Genomic DNA, 21,135 nt, shown 5'->3' on the forward strand with positions numbered 1-21,135 from the left:
CCGGGGTTGTCCCTGATCCGGCCGTCCGTGATCCATGGCACCCTGGAATACATGGCGATCGCGGCGAGCGCGCTGGATGTGCGCAAGGTGTACGGGTCGGGGGAGAACGAAGTGCACGCCCTCGCGGGGGTCACGGTCGACTTCTCGGCGGGGGAGTTCACGGCGATCATGGGTCCTTCGGGATCCGGCAAGTCGACGCTGATGCACTGCCTGGCGGGGCTGGATACCGCCACGTCGGGGTCGGTGCGCATCGGCGACACCGAGCTGACGTCGCTGTCCGACAAGCACATGACGGCGCTGCGCCGGGACCGTATAGGCTTCGTGTTCCAGGCGTTCAATCTGGTCCCGACGCTCACGGCGCAGGAGAACATCACCCTCCCCCTCGACGTGGCGGGCCGCCGCCCGGATCCGGAGTGGTTCGACGCCGTGGTCGACCGTCTGGGCCTGCGCGAGCGCCTCCAGCACCGCCCGACCGAGCTGTCCGGCGGCCAGGTGCAGCGCGTCGCCTGCGCTCGTGCCCTGGTCGGACGGCCCGAGATCGTGTTCGGCGACGAGCCGACGGGCAACCTCGACTCCCGTTCCAGCGCCGAGGTGCTGAACATCCTGCGTGCCGCCGTCGATGAGTTCCGCCAGACCGTCGTGATCGTTACGCACGATCCGCGCGCCGCCTCGTACGCCGACCGCGTCGTCTTCCTGGCCGACGGACTGATCGTCACCGAGATGCGGCAGCCCACCGCCGAGCGCGTGCTGGAGACGATGGTGCACCTCGACGACCCCGCTTCGCGAGGCGCGGCCCCGTCCGGCACGACGCCGCGGGGCGCCTGATGGGCGTGATGCGCAAGGTCGCTCTGCGGAACCTGCTGGCGCACAAGGGAAGGCTCTTCCTCACCGCGCTGTCGGTGCTGCTGGGCACATCGTTCATCGCGGGATCGCTGGTGTTCACGGGGACGCTGTCGCGTGCATTCGACACCATCTCGTCGATGGTCGCGATCGGTGTCGACGTGCGTGTCTCCCCACAGCAGGAGTCGGGGCTCGGCGACCCCGGCGGCGGGGCCTCGTCGCCGGGCGTGCCGCTCACCGTTGCAAAGACCGTCGAGGCCGACCCGAACGTGCGCGTCGTCGTCCCCGCCCTGACCGGATCCGTCGCGCTGCGCGACGGGCACGGCAAGGTTGTGACGTCGCAGGGGCCGCCGCTCATCGGCGGTGAGTACCTCCCGCCCGGACGGAACCTCGACCCAGACGCCCTCGCGCTCACGTCGGGACGCGCACCTGCCGGCCCGGGCGAGGTCGCGATCAATGCCGGCGCCGCCGACCGGCTCGACCTGCACGACGGTGCGAGGACGCAGGTCGTGACGGCGCGCTCGCCCGCGCCGCTGACCGTCACCGTCGTGGGCGTGTACCAGACCAACAGCGACGTGGGTGGGTTCGTCGGGCTCCTGTTCGCCCACGACGAGGCCGAGCGCCAGTTCGGAAACGGGACGACGGTGCCCTACGTCGACATCGGCGTGAAAGGTGAGTCCGCCGAGCAGGCGAAGAACCGATTGGCGGCACAGTTCCCGCAGTACCGCGTGCAGACGGGCGACGAGGTGCGGTCGGAGTTCAGCGCCACCGTCGACCAGACGCTCAGCTTCGTCAACTACTTCCTGGTGGCGTTCGGCATGATCGGCCTGCTGGTCGGCGTCTTCATCATCTACAACACCTTCTCGATGCTGGTCGCGCAGCGCCTGGCAGAGCTGGCGCTGCTGCGGGCCGTCGGCGCGAGCCGCGGGCAGGTACGGCGGTCCGTAGTACTCGAGGCGGTCATCGTCGGGCTGCTGGGCAGCGCAGCCGGGCTCGGGGTGGGGGTGGCGCTCGCCGTGGGGATGCGCGCGCTCATCGCCGCGCTCGGCGGGGGCTTCCCCGATTCGAGCCTGTCGGTGAGCCCCGCGACGATCGTGGTGGTGCTGGTGGTCGGGACGGCGGTGACCGTCGTCGCCGCCCTGGTGCCGGCCGCCCGGGCGGCCCGCGTCCCGCCTGTCGCGGCGATGCGCGCACAGGACGGCGGGTCGCCGGCATCGATCGCGGTGCGTGGCGCGATCGGCGGCGCCCTGGCTCTCAACGCACTCGCACTGCTGTTCGTCGCCACCACCGAGTCCGGCAAGACGGCTGCCATCATGGCCGGGATCGCGGGTGTGGCGATGGTGGCCGCGGTGCCGATCGGCGGGCCGGCGCTCGCGGGCCCCGTGCTCGGCGGGCTCGGCCGCGTCCTGGCTGCGCCGTTCGGGCCTTCGGGCCGGCTCGCGCGGACCAACGTCATCCGCAACCCGCAGCGTACGTCCGCTACAGCTTTCGCCCTGGTCATCGGTGTGGCGCTGGTCGCCGTGATCGGAACGCTCGGCTCGTCCATGCAGAAGACCGTCGACCAGACCGTCGACACCGGCCTCCGTTCCGACCTCGTCCTGATGTCCCCCGGGCTGGGCATGCCGCTCGGTGCGATCGACGCGGCCGCGGGCACGGCGGGTGTGGGCGACCGCGTCGTCACCTACCGCATGCCCGTCACGATCGGTAAGGACCGAACCGTCGGCGGGGCCGTCGAGGGCGATCTCTCCCGCGCCATAGCCCTCGACGTCACCGCGGGCTCCGCGCATCCGGACGCCGAGGGGATGCTCGTCGATTCCAAGACCGCGGAGGAGAAGGGGTGGCAGGTCGGCACATCGGTCGAGCTCGGATCCCTGCTGGACGCTCCGCCGCAGCGGGTAACCGTCGCCGGGATCTACACCGCGCGGCCGGGGCTGGCGCAGGGTTGGCTGGTATCCGCGGCCGTGATGGACCGGCTCTATCCCGCGGCCGCGGGAGCGAAGGCCGGACTGCTGTCGCCGCAGGCGATCTTCGTCCACGTGACGCCCGGGGCATCGACGGCGGACGTCCAGGCGCGGCTGCGCGCCGCCGTCGACCGCTTCATGACGGTGCAGGTCGACGATGCGAACGATATGAAAGATCAGCAGGGAAGGCAGATCTCACAGCTGATGGGTGTGCTGTACGGGCTGCTCGGGCTGGCCGTGGTGATCGCGGTGCTGGGCATCATAAACACGCTTGCGCTGTCCGTGGTCGAGCGGCGGCGTGAGATCGGGATGCTGCGCGCAGTGGGCATGCTGCGCGCGCAGGTGCGTCGATCGATCTACCTGGAGTCGATGCTCATCGCCATCTTCGGTGCCCTGCTCGGGCTGGTGTTGGGCGTACTGCTCGGCGCGTCACTCGTGCACGCGCTGCGCGACCAGGGCCTCTCCGCCGTGCGGGTGCCCTGGACGACCCTGCTGGTGATGTTGGTCGGATCCGGGTTCGTAGGGATTCTCGCCGCGATCCTGCCGGGCATCCGCGCCTCGCGGATCCCGCCGCTCGCCGCGATCGCGGGGGACTGACGCGCGCTCGGACGCGACCGATGAGCGTGTCACGCGCCGGGATGGCGGACGCATAGGCGTTCACGAAACCGCCTGTGCGCCGAACAGACCCGGTGTCGATCACCGCTCCGGGGCGGCGATCGGTGGCGACTTGACGAACACCAGCACCAGGTTCGACGCCAGAAGCTCGCGAAGCCCCGGGACGCGGAGGATCCACCACGCCCATGCAGGGTGATAGCGCGGGAACGCCGCGACGAGGCGTGCGCCGCTCACCGTTCGGGACCACCGCAGCCCCTCGGCGGCCGTGACCTTGAAAAGGGATGTGCCGTAGAGGTTCTTCGGTGGGTGCCCGTGGCGGCGCGTGTACCAGCGCGCTGCGCGGGCGCCGCCCGCGTAGTGGGTCAGCCCCATCTCATGCCCCCCGAACGGTCCGTACCAGAGCGTGTACGACAGCACGACGAGCCCTCCGGGCCGTGTCACGCGCAGCATCTCGTCACCCATCGCCCACGGATCCCGCACGTGCTCGGCCACATTGGAGGACACGCAGATGTCCACGGCGCCGTCGGCGACGGGCAGTGCGAGGCCCGACCCGCGCACCCCGCGCGACGCGGTGATTCCAGCGGCGTGCGTCTCCGACGGGTCGGGCTCGACGGGCACGTATACGGCACCGCGCGCCGCGAACGCGTCCTCGAAGTATCCGGGCCCGCCCCCGACGTCGAGTACGAGGGCCCCGTCGAGTCCGGTGCCGGTCGTGCCCGCCAGGTCGCCCACCAGCTCGACGGTGTCCCGCGCGACCGCGCCGTAGAACCGCGCGGGATCCGTCTGCTCGAACCGGAACTCCGACAGCAACCGGGTCGACCGCGAGAGCGTTGCGCGGGCCGCGAACGCGGCGAGCGCAGGACTGCGCCCGGGGCGTGCGCGGGGCCATGGAGCTGCGGATATGGGCTCGTTCACGCCGGGGACGGTACCCTAGTCGGCGACCCGACCGAAGCCGACGGAGACCGATCCACCGTGCGTGAAGTGCTGCTGCTGTGCTGGCGTGACACCGGCCACCCCCAGGGTGGCGGCAGCGAGCGCTACCTCGAGCGCGTCGGCGCCGAGTTGGCGCGGCGCGGCGTCTCGGTGACCCTGCGCACCGCGGCCTATCCGGGCGCGCCCCGCGAGGAGTTCCGTGACGGCCTGCGCATCTCGCGCGGCGGCGGCAGGTTCACCGTCTACCCGCGGGCACTTGCCGCGATGGCGTTGGGGCGCGCCGGTGTGGGCCCGCTCCGGGGCGTGCGCCCCGACGCCGTGATCGACACCCAGAACGGCATCCCCTTCTTCGCGCGGCTCGCGACGCCGTCGCCCGTCGCCGTGCTCGTGCACCACTGCCACCGAGAGCAGTGGCCGGTTGCGGGGCGGCTCACCGCGAAGGTCGGCTGGTTCATCGAGTCGCGCCTGTCACCGGCCGTACACCGGCGCGATCAGTACCTGACGGTGTCCCTCCCGTCCGCGGAGGATCTCGAGGCCCTGGGCGTCGATGCCGACCGGGTCGCCGTGGTGCGCAACGGAACCGATCCGCTGCCTGCGTCCATCACGGCGGGATCTCAGCAGACCCGAAGTGCCGCACCGCGACTCGTCGTCCTGTCGCGGCTGGTGCCGCACAAGCAGATCGAGGACGCGCTGGATGTGGTCGCCCGCCTGCGTGGTGCACATCCGGGGCTGCACCTGGATATCGTCGGCGGCGGCTGGTGGGAGCCGCGGCTGCGCGAGCGTGCCGCGGAGCTCGGCGTGGGCTCCGACGTCACCTTCCACGGTCACGTCTCCGAGCAGCGTAAACACGAGATCCTCGCGCGCGCCTGGGTCCACGTGATGCCCTCTCGTAAGGAGGGGTGGGGTATCACCGTAGTGGAGGCCGGGCAGCACGGCGTCCCGACCGTCGGATACACGTCGTCCCGGGGGCTGACGGACTCCATCGTCGATGGTGCCACAGGCCTGCTCGTGGATGCCGGAGGTCTGGCGGACGCCGTCCACGGCCTCCTCGCCGACCCCGCGCGCCGCACCCAACTGGGCGAGAAGGCGCGCATCCGCGCGGCCGAGTTCTCCTGGGCAGAAACAGGTTCCGGTGTGGAACGAGTGCTCCGCGCGGCCGTGGCGGGCCGCCGTGTCGGCGGTCTGGTCCCGCCCGCCCGCTGAGCTTCACGGGCCGGGGCCTGAGCGTGCCCATCCCGCTATATAACGGGATGGGCAGCCTCAGGAGCCGTTTCGTGACGGCGCACGGCGGCGGCCCCGGCGCCGCCCAGCAGTGTGGCCAGCCACAGCAGGTGGGCCGCCCAGGCGCCCGCGCGCTCGGGGCCGGTGGCCGCGGCGGGTCTGGACACGGTGCCGGGGACCTGCCACAGCTGTAGCGCATCGGAATGGTAGACACGTTGTAGCCCAGCCAGATCCACGTTCGGCATAGCCGGCGAGGCCTCCACCAGTACCCACCGGACGCCGAGCCCGGCTAGCCGATCGCGCAGCCCAGGGCCGCCCGTGATCAACGCCTCCTCCGCGTCGGCGGCCGGCCCGGGTACGCGGTCTATGACCTGGTCGCCGACCTTCAGCTCACCCGTCTGCAGGACCGGCGCGGCGAGCATCCGTGGGGCCGGGTCGAGAACCGGTGCGGCGGGGCCGTAGGCGAACCGCCGGAACATGCCGGTGGGCAGGACCGCGACGGCGCCGTCGCCGGCGGGCACGCGGGACGCCACCTCGCGCCATGCGGCGGGGTAATGCGTGGGGGCGATGTTCCTGGAGACGCCCCATGCCAGGCCGGGCAGCGCGACCACCGCCAGGGCCCCGACGAGCACCGCGATCGGTCCGCGCGCCTGGGGCGCCCATCGGACCGCCGCGCATACGGCCGCCGCGGCCGCCGAGCAGTACAGCGGCGCAGCCAGCGCCACCCACTTCTGGGTGTCCCGCAGGATCCCGCCGCCCGGCACGTGAGTGACGACCGCGGCCAGCGCGTCCGAGCCCAGCGGGGTGGCGGCCGATGCCGGGAGGAGCACGGCGACCACGGCCAGCCCTACCAGCCCGCGCAGGCGCTTCAGGCGCAGCACGACCAGCCCCGATACCACGACGAGTAGCAGCAGCGCGGTGCCGAGCAGCGCGCCCACGCCATCGCGCCCGGGCGGCACGGCCTGTGCATTCCAGATCCCGCCGAGGCCCGCAAGCGAACCCAGGGTGCCCAGCCCGGTCTCGGCGCGGGCCGCGAACACGCCCACCGATGCCCGGTCCACCGTGAGTCCCACCGACGCGACGAGCGACGGATACAGCCACGGAGCCGCGGCCACCACGAACAGGATCAGAGTCAGCACCCGCCTACGTACCAGGATCAGCGCAGTCACCAGTACGTACATCGCGCCGGTCGGCGTCAGACCGCCGGCGGCGAGGCAGCAGGCCAGCGCGCCGGCCTGCGCGACGCCACGCATCCGTAATGCGACGACCACGGTCCATCCCACCGCGGCGTACCCGGCCAGCAGACTCCAGTGTCCCTGCAGCAGACGTTCGGCGACGAACGGATTCCACACCGCCACCGTCGCCGCGGCGAGCGCCCCCGGCAGGCCGACGTCGAGACCGGCACGTTCGCACACGGCGACCGCGCACCGCCCGTACCCCCATGCGGCGGCGGCGAGCGAGACGAACAGGATGGCGGTCACTGCCACGCCGCCGTCGACCACGTGCGATGCCACCGCGATGAGCCAGTCCTGTGGTGTGGCGCGCGCCGCGTTCCCGCCCAGGCCGAGTGCGGCGTCCGTGAGGTACGAGCGTGGGGTCGACACGGCATCGCGCAGGAGGAGGTAACCGCCGCCCAACAGCGGCCCCAGCGCGAGTGCGGCAAGCGCGGCGCCGTACACGGCGAGCACGAGATCGGCGCGGCGGGTCACTGCCCACACGGTACTGACACAATGGCGGCCGTGAACGGGCTGGTAGTGGTGACGGTCGGGTCGATGATCGCGAACCTCTGCTCCTACCTGGTGCACCTTCCCGCCAGCCGGTGGCTGGGTCCCGGGCCGTACGGCGAGTTCGCGACCCTGCTGCAGCTGAGCCTGGTGTTCGCTGTGCCGTCGCTGGCGCTGCAGACGGTCGTCGCGCGCCAGGTCGTGCGCGGGGCGGGAGCCCGGCAGCTGCGGCGGCTGGCCGCTCAGGTCGCCGCGGGTGCGCTCGTGCTCGCGGCCCTCGCCGTCCCGATCGCTGCGGTCGCGCTGCACACCTCGATTGCGGCGACGGCCGCGGCCCTCGCGCAGGCGCCGGTACTCGTGCTGCTCGCGGCCGAACAGGGACTGTTACAGGGCGCCCGGAGGTTCCGACGCCTGGCCGTGGTGCTCGCTGTGGCGGGCGTCGCGAAGGTGGCGCCGACGGTGCCCGTCCTCGCCGTCGGCGGCGGTGCCGGGGGTGGCCTCGCGGCGATGACCTGTGGCGCTGCGGTCGCCGCGATCCTGGCACGTACGGCGGTCGGCGCCGCCGGCGAGGGCCACGGCGCGGGCACCACGGTGATCGCCGTCCTATCCGCGAGCGGTGTGCAGCTGGTCCTCATCGCTTTCACGTCGATCGACCTGCTGCTGTCCCGTCCCGTTCTCGGGCCGACCGCCGCAGGCACCTACGCCCTGGGCGCCGTCGCCACCAAAGTAGCGTTCTGGCTGCCGCAGGCCGTCGGCGTCGTCTTCTACCCGCATCTCGCGTCACCTGAGCGGTCTCGCGGCGCCCTACGCACCGTGCTCACGGTTCTCGTATCCCTGACGGTGCTGTGCGCGGCGGGCGCGGCGGTGTGCGCGCCGGTCGCGACGATGCTCGCCGGCAACGGCTACGCGCCCGTACAGCCGTGGCTGTGGCTGTTCGCCGTCGACGGCGGCCTGCTCGCCGTCATGCAGGGCGTCCTGCTGTACGCGATCGCGGCCGAGCGGACCCGCATCGCCCTGTTCGCATGGGCCGGCTTCGCGGTCGAGGCGGCGCTACTCCTCACCGTCCCGCACACCGTCGGCGCGATGATCGCGGTGTCCGCGTCGTGCGTGGGTGTCACGGCCGCCGCCTGCGCCGTGGCGGCGGCGCTGCACACGGAAACGGCGGCGGCCCAGCATCGCTGAGCCGCCGCCGATGTCCGAGGTGGGCTGGGGAGGCTACTCGTCCTCGCCCTGATCCGTGGTGTCCTTGCGGCCACGGCCGAAGAGCTTCTTCACGCGGCTCTTCGCCGTGCCGAGCACCTCGGTGCGCGACTCGTCGGCCTCGCCGTCGCCGGTATCCCCGGCGTCGCGGCGCTCGGCGATCTTCGACGTATCGAGGGCCTCTGTCTGCGACTCGTCGGCCTCGGGCTCGGTCGCCCGCTTCTGCGTGAACGCCTCGGTGTCCGCGTCGCCACCGTCCGGTCCCGGAGGCCCGCCGAAGCCCACGCGGCTGCTGCCCGCCAGACTGCCGGTGCCGGTGAGGCCGCTGCTGGGCGTACCGCTCGGAGAGCTGGTGCTCGAGGGCGCGCCGAAGCCCGCGGGAGCGGACTCGGTGGGTGCGTACGCGTCGGCGTCGGACGGGGACACGCCGTACGAGACGGCGCGGCGGCCGCGAAGCGCGACGAGCAGCGCGAGTATGCCCGCGATGAGGGCCAGGATGCCCAGCACGCCGCCGACGATCGGTACGACCCGCTTGGCGAGCATGTTCTCGTTGTGTGAGGACTTCGCGGCGGAGGCCTGTGACTCGATGGTGTCGCGGTTCCACGACTGCTGCGTGTCGAGCACCTCGAGCGAGAAGTTCTTCACCGCGGAGGGGGTGTCCGGCGCCGTCTTGGCGGGTGGCGCGAACCACTGGCGCAGGTGCTGAACCTGGTTCACCAGGGTGCCGGTGTCCGGGTCGATGTACAGGTCCGTGGTGGTCTGTGCGTGCCGGTCGAGCGACACGATCTCGCCCGAGTCGACGCGGGGGATCCCCCACCAGCCGGCGGTCATGGTCAGTGTCGTGCCAAGCGGGGCGGCATCACCGTCGGCCTTCGTGGCGGCCAGATCCGTCTCCGGGCCGGTCGCGACGAAGTGCAGCGCATCCACACCTGAGACGTCCTTTGTGTCGACGAACTTCATCGGCACCGACGAGCGCGTAGTCAGGTCGTAGTACGAGTACTGCCCGTCCTTGGCCGTGTTCGCCGGGAAGCGGTACTGGTAGCCCTTGCGGTCCGGGATCTTGACGGTGGGGGCGTCTGTCCCCGGCTGGAAGGTCGTCTCCGACGTCTGGCCGTCGGGTGCGGCGGTCTTGCGGTCGACGCTCACCCGGTCGACCCATGCCTGCAGCAGGCCGTCGCCGCAGTCCTTGATGAGCGTGCCCGTGTCCGACAGCGGAGGGTGGGTGACCTGGTCGCCCTTGCCCTGGATCGAGTTGACCACGGTCGACATACCCGACTGGAACGTCATCGAGTTCTTGTCGGACGGATCCGTGACCAGCGTCCGTGTCTGGGTGGTCAGGTAGACGTCGTTGACCACGGCCCGCTTGGCGCCGTTGCTGATCGAGCACTGATCCAGAAGGCGGGACGGGAACTGCGCGTTGGCCTTGCTGTCCTGCTGCACCGTGGACGTCGCCACGGACGTGACGTCGACGTTCAGGGGGATCGACTTGAGCCGGCCCGTCACGTACAGCGGGGTCGCGACGGCGGCCGTGAGGAGCAGCGCCCCGAGGAAGATCAGGATCGGCCCGATGACACCCGCCAATCGGCTGCGGCCTACCGCCATCGATTTGTCTCCTCACCACGTGGGGTCCGCGCCGGTAAGCGGCGCGCGGTCTCCGGGGCGCAACGAAGTAAGCCCCGATGGGTTCAGTCGCCAAAGAGTAACAGGATCCGACGGTTCGGCCGTCTCTCCGCACGGTGTGCGGCAACGCGGTCCGCCGCTCGACGGTCCCGCTGCCGGGTAGATTGCGACTCGACATGAGTGAACAGGACCGCGGGGTACCCGCTGGACGCGCGGGCTTCGTCCCCGCGCTCGAAGGCATGCGAGCATTCGCGGCGCTGGCGGTCGTGCTGACCCACGTAGCGTTCCAGACGGCGCAGGTGAACGACACTCCCGCGGGGCGTATGTGGGGCCGCTTCGACATGGCGGTGGCCCTGTTCTTCGGGCTGTCCGGGTTCCTGTTGTGGCGCTCGCATGCGCGCGCCGCGTGGGACGGCACGGCCCGGCCACATCCGGGGCACTACTACCGCTCGCGGCTCGTCCGCATCCTCCCGGCCTACCTGGTCGTCGTGGTGGTCGCGCTGCTACTGCTGCCCGAGGCGCGAGGCGCTTCGGTGTCGACGTGGTTCGCCAATCTGACGCTCACACAGGTCTTCGTGCCCTACGCGCTGAGCGAGGGGCTCACACAGATGTGGTCGCTGTCCGTGGAGATGCTCTTCTACCTGCTGCTACCGCTGGGCGCGTTCGCGCTCGCGGGTCTGCGCGGTCGGTGGGTGCGGCTGCGCGTACCCGTCCTGGTCGCCGTCGCCGTCGCCGCGTTGGCCTGGGCGTGGCTCGGTTCCGCACTGCCGCTGCCACGAGGCGTCAATCCGCTCAACTGGATCCCCGGTTACCTGCCCTGGTTCGTCGCGGGGCTGGTGCTCGCGGAGCTGTCGGTCGCACCCGTCGCGCTCTACCGCCGTGTCCGGCGCCTGGGCTCGTCCCGGCGGATCTGCTGGACCGGAGCCGTCGTCGTCTTCGCCGTGGTCGCTACGCCGCTAGGTGGTCCGGTGTCACTCGACACTCCGGAGAACTGGCAGTTCGCGACCCGCATGGGGCTCGGCGGCGTGCTCGCGGCGCTGCTGCTTGCACCATTGGTGCTCGCGCCGCGGGAGAAACGCTTCCGCGTCCTGCAGTCCGGCACGCTGCAGGCGCTCGGTCGCTGGTCCTACGGGGTGTTCATCTGGCATCTGATCGTGCTGAGCAGCGTCTTCCCGCTGTTCGGCGTGGCCCCGTTCCATGGCCGCATGGGTTACGTCGCGGTGCTGACCGCGGTCTTCTCCGTCGCCGTGAGCGCCGTCAGCTACTCCTTCGTGGAGGAGCCCGCCCGCTTGGCGCTGGCGCGTTGGGAGGAGCGCCGGGCGAAGCGGCGCGAGGTACGGCCGACCGCGCGTGCCGCCGGCACCGCGGAGCAGGCCAGCACGCAGATCCCGGCCAGCGCCAACGCCTGAGGCAGGGCCGAGTGCCCCAGGTAACCGTGCGAGTCGTGCCACGGCCCCCGCGCCAGAACCACCGTCGAAGCGGCCGTCAGGCCCGCTGCCCCAACGACCACGGGGGCCTGCCCGCTCGCCCTGCGCCCGGCGCGTAGCGCCCACACACCCACCCCGCACAATCCCGCGACGGCCAGGCCCAGCCACCCGGAGAGCAGGAAGGCCGCCGCGGCGATCCCCGCCGATGCGAGGTAGGGGGACGAAGCCGCGGTGATCGCTGGGCCGCCCGGTCGACGCGCGCCCGGCGCGATAACGAGTGCGGCGAGCACCACGAGCAGCGTGAGTCCGCCGAACAGACCGATCCGGTACGGCACGTTGAGCGCGAAGCGCAGCGTGACCGTCCCGGCTGTGCCCGCGGGCACGACCCAGCCCTGCTGCCAGCCGTTGACGGTGACCGAGCGCAGCGGGGTGCCGTCGGGCCCCGTCGCCGCCCAACCGGGGTTCACGCTCTCCGGAACCACCAGAACGCGGTCGGCGGGGCTCGGGCCCACGGCGACGCGACGCCGGTCCGCCGTCCACGACTCGACCGTCACGGGGGTCGTCATGGAGTTCGTCTCCGCGGCGTCGGAAGCAGGCGGCGCGGCGTCGTCGAGGGTGAGAGTCTGCACGCTGAAGGCGGCGCCCGGGTGCACGGCGACCTGCGCCGCCCCCTCGGGCAGCGCCACGGGCGCCGGACTGCACGCCGTGGCATGCACGGGATCCCCGTAGCGCAGGGCGCGTGCCGTGGTGTCGATCCGGAACCGGGTCGGTTTGCCGCCGACGTCGAGTACGGGCCCGTCGTCGCACGCGACGGTGACGGGCCGGTCGGGATCCGCGGGCGTGGCGACCGGCTTGCCGTCCTTGCCTACGACGGTGACCTCGGCTATGCCGGGCGGCATCTTCTCCGGAAACCCGAGCGCATTGATGTTGAGCGCGTCGTCCCAATCCAGCACGGTGATCGTGATCTCGGACGTGTAGCCGGGGTCGAGCTCTATCACCCCGTCGTGCACTTTGCGCACCTGGCGGCCGGTTCCCAGGTCGATCCCCACCTTGGTGGGGTGCGCGGGCGCGAGCCCGGCGGGCAGTTTCAGCTGGAGGCCGCCCACCAGGGCAGGAGACGGAAGGCGTACGTGTAGAACAGGTTTCGCCGATGCCGCGTCGGTGGAGGACTGGGGAGCCGTCCAGCTGGTGGACGGATCGCCGTCGGTTGCCGCGTAGCCGGCGCCGCGGGTGTCCGAAGAGGCCGAGTCGCCCGTCGACGACAGGTGACCGCCGTCCGCGAGCAACGCCGAGAGGGCCTTGCCCGGTCGGGCGCGCAGGGTGAGCGAGGGGATGAGCGACTGCGCGGCGGGCGCGACGATGTCCCGCGCGAACGTCCCGGGCTCCTGTGGCGTGAGCGAGATGTCGGCGCACTGCACGGAGGTCGCGCCGCGCCGCGCCGGCACCGGGACGCAGCCAGTGCGGCCCATATCGTCCTGCCCGAAGACCCATCGTCCCACGGGACCCGTCGGGCGCGGCACCGCGACTTCGTGCCGGACCTCGACCGGCCTCCCGGTCTCGGTGTCGGTGAGCGCCACCTCCGCGAGCGCGAACTGGTCACCCCATCGGTGGGTCGAGGTGTCCGCCGCCGTGATCCGCACCCAGCCCGTCGCGGCGGACGGTAGCGTGACGGTGATCGGCTGGCCCGCGCGTACCGGATCCGAGTACACGGATCCGGCCTGCGTGGAGACGAGTACCCGGGTCACGGCCGGACCCAGCGCACGCCCGAGGGTGATCTTCGCGGCCAGGTTCGGGTGCGGATGGTCGAGGTCGATCTGGAGCCACTGGCCGACCGCGCGGTCCAGGCCGGCGGACACCCAGCTGGTATCGGGATCACCGTCGACGGCGGCCGCGGGAGACGCACCCGGCATGACCGACCCGAGTTGGGTGGCGTCCGACGCCGACGAGGACGTCTCGACCCGCCCGCCGATCCACCTGCCCTCGGTCGGCGGCACGCCTGTCACGGGATAGTCGAGCGCGCGGTTCAGCGTGCGCCGCGGGTCACCGTCCGCTCGGATCGCGGATGTGTGGTCGTCGACGCGGCCGAAGTCCGTCTCGGCGTCCTTCGGGGTGTCCGTGACGGTGACCGGTGCCGGCGGCAGGCCCCTCGCGTCACCGGTGAGCACGGCCGGACCGAGCGGACGCCGGCCGGCGCGAGCGGTCTCGTTCTGCAGCGTCAGCAGCGACTCCGGCCCCCCGGCGACGCGCGGCATAGAGCTCAGGTCCGCGAGGTACGGACCCGCCGGTGGTTCGCCTGCGGCGGCGACCTTGTAGATCGTGATCGCGGGCATGGGCGGACGCAGCCCGGAGTCGATGACCACGCCCTTGACCGTGTCCGGCGCGGTGGCCGGGCCGAACGTCGCAACAGGGCTGAGCCCGGGCGAGTGGTCGAGCGCGTACTTCGCGAGCGCGGGCCGAGCGGAACGGGACGTGTCGGGGTCGAGGTCCGCTCGCAGCACCACGTAGTGGACACCCTGCTGGAGCAGCGTCGGCGCAAGCCCGGGCGCGGGCGTGCCGTCCGCGAACAGGCGCTGCACAGAGTCGAGTGCGCGGATGGCGCCGGGCGGGTTCAGCGGAATCGCGTCGCGCACGGCCCACGGTGTGGTCGCCAGGGGCTGCAGCGGCTCGTCGCGCGTGAGTCCCCAGATCTGGGCCCCGAAGGGCGCCCCCGGCACCACCAGCGCCCGCTCGGCCCGCGCCTGGCCCGGCGCCGTGCCCTCGGCGTGGCCGGACAGCCAGCCCGCGGCCTGGGACCAGTAGTCCGGGATCTTGTCGTACGAGCCGCGTGGCGCGAGCCGTCCGGTCCAGGCCAGCCCGCCGGACAGCGCGATCACCGCGATCACCGCGATGGCGGCGGCAGCGAGCCGGTTCCGCTCGGGATGCGCGAACGCGGCCCGTGCCCGACCCGGTGAGACGGTGCCGGGCAGCGGCGCCCGCGCCAGGAGATGCGCGATGCCCAGGGCCAACGGCAACCGCACCAGCGGCTCGAGCTTGTACACGTTGCGCAGCGGTGCCCCGCCCGCGTCGAGGAACACGCGGACGGGTTCCGCGAACGGCGAGCCCATGCCGCCCGCGTAGCCCGCCCCCATACCGACCAGTCCGACGATGAGGATCGTGATCCACACCCCGCGGTGCGGCATGCGGCGCATCGCGAGCCCGGCGACGCCCGCGCCCGCGACGAGGCCCGTGGTGATGACGGCAGCGGGGGTGGTCGCCAGCATCGCCCCGGCGAAGCGCTCGGAGGAGATGAACGGCGACCACGAGTCGGTGCCGCGCAGCACCTCGGGCAGCGATGTCCACTCCGTGGTGGCGCGCGACGACTCGATGAAGTCGAGGAACGGCGGCGACACCCGGCCCAGCACCAGCAGCGGCACGATCCACCACAGCGTCGCGAGTAGCAGGCAGGCCAGCCACCACGCGGTGAATACGAGGTATCGGCGACGATCCGCCTGCAGCGCGGAGCGGGAATGCACCGCCCACCAGATCGCCGTGACCAGGCATGCGAGCCCGGTGGCGACCGCGTTCACCGCGCCCATCAGCGCGACCGCGGCGGCGGACTGCGCCGCGAGGACGCGCAGGGACCGGCCGTTCTCGCCGGAGAGCATGCGTATGACGGGGATGAGCACCCACGGCGCGAGCATGACGGGCGTGGTCTCCGACGAGATCGCGCCCAGCGTCGTGAGGACGTACGGGGAGAGGGCGAAGGCCCCCGCGGCGACGACGCGGGACCCGCGCGAGCCGGTGCGCAGCGCTTCGGCGAGGCGGATGACGCCCCAGAATCCGGCGAACAGCAGGAGCGACCACCACAGCCGCTGCGTCAACCATGCGGGTATGTGCGCGAGGTGCGCGGCGGCGAAGAATGCGCCGTGCGGGAAGAAGTAGCCGTAGGCCTGGTTCTGCACCTGGCCGAGCGGGCTCTGGCTGGACCAGACGTTCGCCGCACGCGATAGGAAGCCGAGGGGGTTGGCCGTGAGATCGACCTTGGTATCGGCCGTGACGCGGCCGGGCGCGGTAAGCAGCACCAGCGCCGCGATTATCAGGTACGCGTAGGCGGCGAAGCGTCGGGAGAGGGGGGCAGCGGGTGCGGCGGTGCTACTTGTCGGCACCAGTGTTGTCGCGCGAGCCGTAGTCCTGCGTGCCCTGCAGGAAGCCGTCCTTGGCGTCGAACGACGACAGGTTCGTGGTCGGGTGGGTCTGCGACAACGCATTGCCGCCGACCAGCGTCAGGGCGATCGCGACGACGATGCCGGCGACGGCGGCGATACCGCTCGCGATGATCGGGGTGCGGTCCATGCGGGTCGCTCACTCCTGCTGCTCGTCGGACAAGGCCGCACCCACGATACAGGCCCGCGTCTACTCCACGATGTCGGCGCAGCCGGACGGCACGATCAGTACGGGTCGGCGACAGTGCTTGAGCACGCCCTCGGACGTCGACGAGTGCAGCAGCGCCTTGAGGCCGGTCGCGCCGCGGCTGCCCGTCACGATGACGTCGGCGTTCTCGGTATCCGCGGCGGCGACGATGGCGGCCCACACGGTCGAGGTGATCTCGACGAGCTGGCCGCGAGTCGTCATGCCGACCTCCCGCGCGAGGTCGACGCCCGTCCGGTTGGTCTGCGCGGCCTCCGCGTGCAGCGCGTCCTCGACGCCCAGGTAGGTGGGCTCGTTGGAGCCCGGGCCGAGTACACCCGACATGGCGGACACGCGCGCAGCCTGGTGCACCGTCGACTCCCAGGCGGTGACGACGACCGCGTCCACACCACGGTCCGCCCGGTTGAGGAATCGGCCCGCGTACTTCACCGCGCGGCGCGAATCCTCGGACCCGTCGTACGCGATCATTACCTTCATCGATCCGTCGGTGCCCATCGCGATCCCCTTTGTGAATCGGTGTTCTCTTGACCGAATCCTACGCCGGGAGACGCACTTCCGCGTGGACGTCGGCCTTGTCGCGATAGGCTGCTGCGGCGTCGCCGGACCGCTCGGACCGGCCCTGGAAACGATCGGTGGGTTAGATGGCCTCCCTCCAGAACCCGGCCCGGCTGCTGCCGGTCGCCGCCGCGCTCGGCGCGGCGTCGCTCCTGCTCGCGGCGTGCGGTTCGGACGAGGCGTCCTCGCCCGTGGAGAGTGCCGCCCCCGCGGCGTCCTTCTCGGTGCAGAAGGGCGCGCCCGCCACCGATGTGGTGCTCACGTCGGACGAGTTGCCCGTCGGAGTGAAGTCGGTCCCGCTCACCGCACAGCAGACGAAACAGGTCACCGACGGTCTGTCCGGCGTCGCCGCGGACACCACCATCACGCCGTCGAAGTGCAAGAACCCGAATCCGTTCGGCGCGAAGTTCGACGCGACCGGGGCCGGGATGGTGACCGGGCAGGCAGGGACAGGCGCGGTCAGCGAGGTGGTGCTGAAGAAGAAGGGCGATCTGTCGGCGGTCCGCAAGAACATCTCGGGTGACTGCGCGAAGATCACCGCGACGGCCCGGCAGGGCACGATTGTCGTTACCAGCAGGGTCGGTTACAGCGTCGTCCCCGTCCCGAGAACGGCGGCGGACTCCGTCGTCGCGTTCCGCCAGGACAGGGTGTCCGCGGCGGGAGGCCGCTCGAGTACCTCCCACTTCCTGACGGCGTGGGCCGTCGTCGGGGACTACACCCTGACCGTGTCGCAGAACGGATCGACGGGCGAGCCGGACAAGCGGCTGTTCGACGTGGTCCTCGCCTCCGCGATCGCGAAGGCGGCGCAGGCGAAGTAGTTCACCGGTAGCGGTCCGTCATCCTCGGGTCGGTCTCCCACCACAGCCCGGTCGTGGGCTCGTCGCCCGGACGCTCCTCGGAGGCCGCGTCGATCGCCGCGTCTGCGCGAGCCTGCCGCCGCGAGTCCTCCCGACGCAGCGCGGTCATCAGCAGCATGAGGAAGGGCAGACCGAAGACATCGGCGAGCAGCCACAGCATGCCCGCGCCGACGGTCTGTGAGAGGCGGAGCTGTGCGGTGTCGGTCAGGCCGAGGCCGGCGTAATAGATGGTGTCCATGGTCGGCCCGAGCCAGACGACGATGCCGAGCACGCCGTCGGCCAGCGACTCCACGAGCGTGATGAGCAGCGACAGGCTCTGCGGATAGCGCCTGGGCACGGGGTCGGCCTGGGTGCGCGAGTAGTAGTAGCCGACGCCGACGGCGAGCAGCCACCCTCGCGTGAGGACGTCGAGCGCGGGGTGCGCGAGAGCCGTGGTGTTCCACGAGGTGAACAGCAGCACCCACGGGGTCACGAGGAGCAGCCCCGACGCGACGGCCGGGTGCGTGACCGCCTTGGCGGGCGCCGAACGCAGGAACCGCTCGCCGCGTCGCCGCAGGTGTGTGGGCAGGTTCCCCCCGATGACGGTGACCGGCATCCCCGACGCGAGCAGGAGCGGAACGCAGTACAGCAGCACCGTGATCTCGAGGGCCCGGGCCCAGAACAGGTGCGGGGCGTAGGCGTGGATCGGCCCGCATGCGAGGATGGCAAGCATTGCACAACCAGTTGTGCAAGCAATCCGACGGGCACCAGGCACCGCGAAGCGGCTACGGCGGGCGGAGGCCAGGTAGACGACGGCGAGTGCGATAGACGCCAGGCCTACAGGGTCCGGATGCCATGTCGTCCACGCTGCGGACGGGATAGCGATGCTCACGCGCGCACGGTAGGAGCGTGCCGCTGAGGCCGCGCTTAGCCCGCGCTGTGCAGGCCCGCCGAATCAGCTGCCAGACTGGTCGGGTGCGTACCACCCGGATACCGGCCCTGACCGCGGCACTGGCCGCCTGCGTCGCGATCACCTCGTGCGGCAGCGACAGCGGCGTGGCGAGCACGTCGACACCCGCGCCCGTGACGTCTCGGGCGACGGGCGCTGCGGCGCCGACGTCTGCGACCTCGCCGAGCGCCGCCTCCAGTGCCCCCGCGCCGTCGGGTGCCGCGACCTGCGCCGCGCAGCAGCACTACCTCGATTCGCTGACGCTGCGGCAGAAGCTGGGGCAGCTGCTGGTGGTGGGCGTGACGGGTGCCGCGGACGCACGCTCGGCGGTGGCGCGTGGCGTCGGTGGCGTGTTCATCGGCAGCTGGACCGATCAGTCGGTGTTCAGCGGCGGTGTGCTGCAATCGATCTCATCCGCCGCGAAGGTCCCACCGATGGTCACCATCGACGAGGAGGGTGGCCGGGTCTCGCGCCTGCCCGGGGCCGACCTGCCCTCGGCGCGTCGGCTGGCGGCGACGATGAGCCCGGCTCAGACGCGTGCCGAGGGCAAGCGGGTCGGCGCCCTGCTGGCGAAAGCCGGGATCACGGTCGACTTCGCTCCTGACGCCGATGTGAGCGACGAGGCCGCCGACGACGTCATCGGGGACCGGTCGTTCTCGAACGACCCGCAGAAGGTCGCGCAGTACGCCGCGGCGTTCGCGGCGGGACTGCGTGACGCCGGGATCTACCCCGTCTATAAGCATTTCCCCGGTCACGGGCACGGCTCGGGCGACTCCCACAAGGGCTCGGTCACGACGCCTCCGCTGTCGGCGATGAAGACCGACGACCTGGTGCCCTTCCGTGCGGTCGCGGGTGAGGACGCGGGCGTGATGGTGGGGCACCTCGAGGTCCCGGGCCTCACCGGCGGGCTGCCCGCCAGCCTGAGCCCGGCGGCGATGTCGCTGCTGCGCGAGGGCGCCGGATACGGGGCGAAGGCGCACACCGGGCCGATCTTCACCGACGACCTATCCGGTATGGCTGCGATCAGTGGCAGCTACTCGATCGCGCAGGCCGTCACCAAGGCGATCACCGCGGGCGCCGATGTGGCGCTGTGGATCACGACCGACGACCTGTCCGGGGTGCTGGACACGTTGACCGCGGCGGTGCGGTCCGGAAAGCTCCCGCGCAGGGCGGTGGACGCCTCGGTGCTGCGGGTCGCGGCCGTGAAGCACCTGGCACGCTGCTGATCCGCTCCTCCGGCTACGAACTTACCCATCAGTAAGGTAGAGTCTCGGCGAAGACTCGAGGAGGGTTGACGTGGCCGGTGGCACCAAACGTCTGCCGCGCGCGGTGCGTGAGCAGCAGATGCTCGATGCGGCCGTTAAGGTGTTCTCCAGCAACGGGTTCTATGAGACCTCGATGGACGCGGTCGCGCGCGAGGCCAACATCAGCAAGCCGATGCTGTACCTGTACTACGGCTCCAAGGACGAGCTCTTCGCCGCGTGCGTCAGCCGTGAGGCCGCCCGGTTCATGCAGTCCATGGAACTCGACGCCGACGCCTCCCAACCCGCTGCGCAGTTGCTGCGCTCGGTCATCGCCGGCTTCCTCAAGTACGTCGATGCCCACCGCGACGCGTGGCGGGTGATGTATCGCGAAGCCACCGGCCAGGCGGCGTTCGCGGAGATCGCGCACGCGAATCGCGAACGCGTTGTCGAGGTCACGGCGATGCTGCTCCGCGAGGCATCCAAGTACGCGCCCGAGGACACCGACTTCACCCTGTACGCCGTCGCACTCGTGGGGTCCGGCGAAGCCATAGCGGACCGTCTCGCCGCCGGATACACCGAGCTCGACCGCGCGGTGGAGATCATGTACTCGTTCATCTGGGGCGGCATCCGCGGCGACAGTCGCTCGGTCTGACGCGGGGCTGAAAGCACTGTCGGCCGCACCCGGAATCCGGATGCGGCCGACGGTGGCTCCGGCTACAGCGGCGTCACTACTCCCGTGACGTGCGGGAAGCCCTTCTTCCGGTCACGGGCCACGATCTCCCAGCCGTTGTCGTCTGTCTGCTTGCTGTACAGCGCGATTCGTGCAGGAAGGACGACGGGCTTGCCGAAGCGCACCGTATACGTCGCGGCGTCCGGGATGCGTCCCTCGACGAGCCGCAGGATCGCCGCCGCCGTCCATGCACCGTGCGCGATCGACGACGGGAACCCGAATGCCTTGCCGCCCAACGGCGACATGTGGATGGGGTTGCGGTCACCGCTCACGGAGGCGTAGCGCCGGATGAGGCCACCGTCGACCGACAGGTATGCGTCCGGCGGGCCGGGCTTCGCCTGCTTGGGCGGCTCGGGCGCAGGCTCGTCGGACGGCGACGTGCGCTGTTGGATGAGCATCGTCGACACCTCGGAGGCCACGGACTCTCCTGCCTCATCCAAGAATTCGGTGACGAAGTCGAGAAGCATGCCCTTGCGGTGCTCCCGGAGGTTACCGACCGACGTCCGCAGGGACAGTCGTTCGCCGATCGCGATCGCCCGGCGCCGCGTGATCGTGTTCTCGACGTGTACGGAACCCACCGCCGCGGCGGGGAAGTCATCGGCGAGGAACAGGTCCATGATGAGCGGGAAGCTCAGCACGTAGAGGTACATGATCGGCACCTCGCCGGTGTTGTTCAGCCCCACCACATCGCAGTAGTCGGTGACCCGGTCCGCGTCCACCGTGACGTCGAGACCCACACTGCGCGTAGGCAATCGGGTCTCGGCCTTCAGCTTTCCCTGCTTGCCCACGACAGGCAGGATGCCGCGCAGACCGCGCGCCATGATGCCGAGGGAGGAGGGCGGCCCCGACAGGATGGTCACGTTCTCGCCCACG

The 21,135-nt window shown here is 71.4% G+C and carries 15 protein-coding genes and 1 pseudogene; 8 read left to right on the top strand and 8 right to left on the bottom strand.

What is annotated here, in order from left to right; all coding sequences use genetic code 11:
• The first annotated feature begins 51 nt into the window (after positions 1-51).
• Both P0W64_RS17885 and P0W64_RS17890 read left to right on the top strand, forming a co-directional pair.
• The gene (locus tag P0W64_RS17885) at positions 52-825 is read left to right on the top strand and encodes an ABC transporter ATP-binding protein (protein WP_275481519.1); all 774 of its coding nucleotides are present in this window, start codon (positions 52-54) and stop codon (positions 823-825) included.
• A complete protein-coding gene (locus P0W64_RS17890; protein WP_275481520.1) occupies positions 825-3,398 on the top strand; it encodes an ABC transporter permease in 2,574 nt (857 codons plus the stop codon). The genes P0W64_RS17885 and P0W64_RS17890 overlap by 1 nt, the downstream gene beginning before the upstream one ends.
• A gap of 99 nt (positions 3,399-3,497) precedes the next feature.
• Here the strand turns inward: P0W64_RS17890 and P0W64_RS17895 are convergent, their stop codons facing one another.
• Positions 3,498-4,226: a class I SAM-dependent methyltransferase gene (locus P0W64_RS17895; protein ID WP_275481542.1), complete on the bottom strand. Its 729-nt coding sequence runs from the start codon at positions 4,224-4,226 to the stop codon at positions 3,498-3,500.
• 162 nt (positions 4,227-4,388) lie between these two features.
• Between P0W64_RS17895 and P0W64_RS17900 the strand changes: the two genes are divergently transcribed.
• Positions 4,389-5,552 (top strand): glycosyltransferase family 4 protein, encoded by a 1,164-nt coding sequence (locus tag P0W64_RS17900; RefSeq protein WP_275481521.1) that lies wholly within the window; start codon positions 4,389-4,391, stop codon positions 5,550-5,552.
• A gap of 35 nt (positions 5,553-5,587) precedes the next feature.
• On the opposite strand, the gene P0W64_RS17905 is transcribed toward P0W64_RS17900, so the two are convergent.
• On the bottom strand, positions 5,588-7,279 hold the full coding sequence (locus tag P0W64_RS17905; RefSeq protein ID WP_275481522.1) for a hypothetical protein: 1,692 nt from the start codon (positions 7,277-7,279) through the stop codon (positions 5,588-5,590).
• Between the two features lie 21 nt (positions 7,280-7,300).
• Here P0W64_RS17905 and P0W64_RS17910 point away from each other — a divergent pair, with 21 nt between their 5' ends.
• Positions 7,301-8,476 (top strand): polysaccharide biosynthesis protein, encoded by a 1,176-nt coding sequence (locus P0W64_RS17910; RefSeq protein WP_275481523.1) that lies wholly within the window; start codon positions 7,301-7,303, stop codon positions 8,474-8,476.
• A 33-nt stretch (positions 8,477-8,509) separates the two neighbouring features.
• On the opposite strand, the gene P0W64_RS17915 is transcribed toward P0W64_RS17910, so the two are convergent.
• Positions 8,510-10,096 carry a DUF3068 domain-containing protein gene (locus P0W64_RS17915; RefSeq protein ID WP_275481524.1) on the bottom strand — a complete coding sequence of 529 codons (1,587 nt, stop codon included), beginning with the start codon at positions 10,094-10,096 and terminating at the stop codon, positions 8,510-8,512.
• 194 nt (positions 10,097-10,290) lie between these two features.
• Here P0W64_RS17915 and P0W64_RS17920 point away from each other — a divergent pair.
• A pseudogene (locus P0W64_RS17920) lies at positions 10,291-11,352 on the top strand (acyltransferase); the annotation flags it as partial.
• Between the two features lie 23 nt (positions 11,353-11,375).
• Here the strand turns inward: P0W64_RS17920 and P0W64_RS17925 are convergent.
• Genes P0W64_RS17925 through P0W64_RS17935 form a run of 3 tightly spaced genes read right to left on the bottom strand, consistent with a single transcriptional unit; the run spans position 11,376 to position 16,443 of the window.
• Complete coding sequence (locus P0W64_RS17925; protein WP_275481525.1) at positions 11,376-15,686, bottom strand: alpha-(1->3)-arabinofuranosyltransferase; 4,311 nt, start codon at positions 15,684-15,686, stop codon at positions 11,376-11,378.
• Complete coding sequence (locus tag P0W64_RS17930; protein WP_275481526.1) at positions 15,673-15,873, bottom strand: DUF2613 family protein; 201 nt, start codon at positions 15,871-15,873, stop codon at positions 15,673-15,675. Before P0W64_RS17930 ends, P0W64_RS17925 begins: the two co-directional genes overlap by 14 nt.
• A gap of 60 nt (positions 15,874-15,933) precedes the next feature.
• Positions 15,934-16,443 carry a universal stress protein gene (locus P0W64_RS17935; RefSeq protein WP_275481527.1) on the bottom strand — a complete coding sequence of 170 codons (510 nt, stop codon included), beginning with the start codon at positions 16,441-16,443 and terminating at the stop codon, positions 15,934-15,936.
• 146 nt (positions 16,444-16,589) lie between these two features.
• Between P0W64_RS17935 and P0W64_RS17940 the strand changes: the two genes are divergently transcribed.
• On the top strand, positions 16,590-17,321 hold the full coding sequence (locus P0W64_RS17940; protein ID WP_275481528.1) for a hypothetical protein: 732 nt from the start codon (positions 16,590-16,592) through the stop codon (positions 17,319-17,321).
• A gap of 1 nt (position 17,322) precedes the next feature.
• Here P0W64_RS17940 and P0W64_RS17945 read toward each other — a convergent pair whose 3' ends face one another.
• Positions 17,323-18,231 carry a cytochrome c oxidase assembly protein gene (locus tag P0W64_RS17945; RefSeq protein ID WP_275481529.1) on the bottom strand — a complete coding sequence of 303 codons (909 nt, stop codon included), beginning with the start codon at positions 18,229-18,231 and terminating at the stop codon, positions 17,323-17,325.
• Positions 18,232-18,314: 83 nt separating this feature from the next.
• Between P0W64_RS17945 and P0W64_RS17950 the strand changes: the two genes are divergently transcribed.
• Both P0W64_RS17950 and P0W64_RS17955 read left to right on the top strand, forming a co-directional pair.
• Positions 18,315-19,514, top strand: coding sequence for a glycoside hydrolase family 3 N-terminal domain-containing protein (locus P0W64_RS17950; RefSeq protein WP_275481530.1), 1,200 nt, complete (start codon positions 18,315-18,317; stop codon positions 19,512-19,514).
• Between the two features lie 70 nt (positions 19,515-19,584).
• Positions 19,585-20,184 (top strand): TetR/AcrR family transcriptional regulator, encoded by a 600-nt coding sequence (locus tag P0W64_RS17955; RefSeq protein ID WP_275481531.1) that lies wholly within the window; start codon positions 19,585-19,587, stop codon positions 20,182-20,184.
• Positions 20,185-20,246: 62 nt separating this feature from the next.
• On the opposite strand, the gene P0W64_RS17960 is transcribed toward P0W64_RS17955, so the two are convergent.
• The gene (locus tag P0W64_RS17960) at positions 20,247-21,134 is read right to left on the bottom strand and encodes a MaoC/PaaZ C-terminal domain-containing protein (protein WP_275481532.1); all 888 of its coding nucleotides are present in this window, start codon (positions 21,132-21,134) and stop codon (positions 20,247-20,249) included.
• Position 21,135: the final 1 nt, after the last annotated feature.

This window comes from Tsukamurella sp. 8F, assembly GCF_029167375.1.
Lineage (GTDB): Bacteria > Actinomycetota > Actinomycetes > Mycobacteriales > Mycobacteriaceae > Tsukamurella.